Consider the following 1,626-nt stretch of genomic DNA (forward strand, 5'->3'; position numbering starts at 1 on the left):
GCGTCGGACATCCTGCATGAGCTGTCGCGTCACAAGAACTTCGGTGTGCGCACGTTCCAGGCGGAGGACGAGATCGCGGGGATCGGGGCGGCGCTGGGTGCGGCGTTCGGCGGTTCGCTGGGGGTGACGACGACGTCGGGGCCGGGTGTGGCGCTGAAGTCGGAGACGATCGGTCTGGCGGTCTCCCTGGAGCTGCCGCTTCTGATCATCGACATCCAGCGGGGCGGTCCGTCGACGGGGCTGCCGACGAAGACGGAGCAGGCGGATCTGCTGCAGGCGATGTACGGGCGCAACGGTGAGGCCCCGGTCCCGATCGTGGCTCCGAGGACTCCCGCGGACTGTTTCGACGCGACGTTGGACGCGGTGCGGATCGCGCTGACGTACCGGACGCCGGTGTTCCTGCTGTCGGACGGGTATCTGGCGAACGGTTCGGAGCCGTGGCGGATCCCGGAGACCGACAGCCTCCCGGACCTGCGGACCCAGTTCGCGACCGGCCCCAACCATGAACTCGCCGATGGTACGGAGGTGTTCTGGCCCTACAAGCGGGATCCGCAGACGCTGGCCCGTCCGTGGGCGGTTCCCGGGACGCCGGGGCTGGAACACCGGATCGGCGGGATCGAGAAGCAGGACGGCACCGGGAACATCTCCTACGACCCGGCCAACCACGAGTTCATGGTCCGTACCCGCCAGGCCAAGATCGACGGCATCACCGTCCCCGACCTGGACGTGGATGATCCGGCCGGCGCCGGCACCCTCGTTCTGGGGTGGGGTTCGACGTACGGGCCGATCACCGCGGCGGTCCGCCGGCTGCGCGCGGCCGGCGAATCGATCGCGCAGGCCCACCTGCGCCACCTCAACCCGTTCCCGAAGAACCTCGGCGAGGTACTGAAGGGCTACGACAAGGTCGTCATCCCGGAGATGAACCTCGGCCAGCTCGCCACCCTCATCCGGGCCAAGTACCTGATCGACGCCCGCAGTTACACCCAGGTCAACGGAATGCCCTTCAAGGCCGAGCAGCTCGCCACAGCCCTCAAGGAGGCCATCGATGCCTGACACCAACGAACTCCTCCACCTGGTCCCCAAGGCCGAGGGCAAGCAGTCCATGAAGGACTTCAAGTCCGACCAGGAGGTGCGCTGGTGCCCGGGCTGCGGTGACTACGCGGTGCTCGCGGCGGTGCAGGGGTTCATGCCCGAACTCGGGCTGGCGAAGGAGAACATCACCTTCGTCTCCGGCATCGGCTGCTCCTCCCGCTTCCCGTACTACATGAACACCTACGGGATGCACTCCATCCACGGCCGCGCCCCGTCCATCGCGACCGGGCTGGCGACCTCACGCCGGGACCTGTCGGTCTGGGTCGTCACCGGCGACGGAGACGCCCTGTCCATCGGCGGGAACCACCTCATCCACGCCCTGCGCCGCAACGTCAACCTCAAGATCCTCCTGTTCAACAACAGGATCTACGGGCTGACCAAGGGCCAGTACAGCCCCACCTCCGAAGTCGGCAAGATCACCAAGTCGACGCCGATGGGATCCCTCGACGCCCCCTTCAACCCCGTCTCCCTCGCCCTGGGCGCCGAGGCGTCCTTCGTCGCCCGCACCGTCGACTCCGACCGCAAGCACCTCAC

At 67.7% G+C, this 1,626-nt stretch carries 1 protein-coding gene and 1 pseudogene; both read left to right on the forward strand.

From position 1 onward, the window contains the following. A pseudogene (locus ABZS61_RS34775) lies at window positions 1–1,053 on the forward strand (2-oxoglutarate ferredoxin oxidoreductase subunit alpha); the annotation flags it as partial. After that, the coding region (locus tag ABZS61_RS34780) for a 2-oxoacid:ferredoxin oxidoreductase subunit beta (RefSeq protein WP_356430511.1) at window positions 1,046–1,626 on the forward strand (581 nt) is incomplete at its 3' end. The pseudogene ABZS61_RS34775 and the gene ABZS61_RS34780, both read left to right, overlap by 8 nt.

Origin of the sequence: Streptomyces sp. NPDC005566 (assembly GCF_040605575.1) — a bacterium.
Taxonomy (GTDB): domain Bacteria; phylum Actinomycetota; class Actinomycetes; order Streptomycetales; family Streptomycetaceae; genus Streptomyces.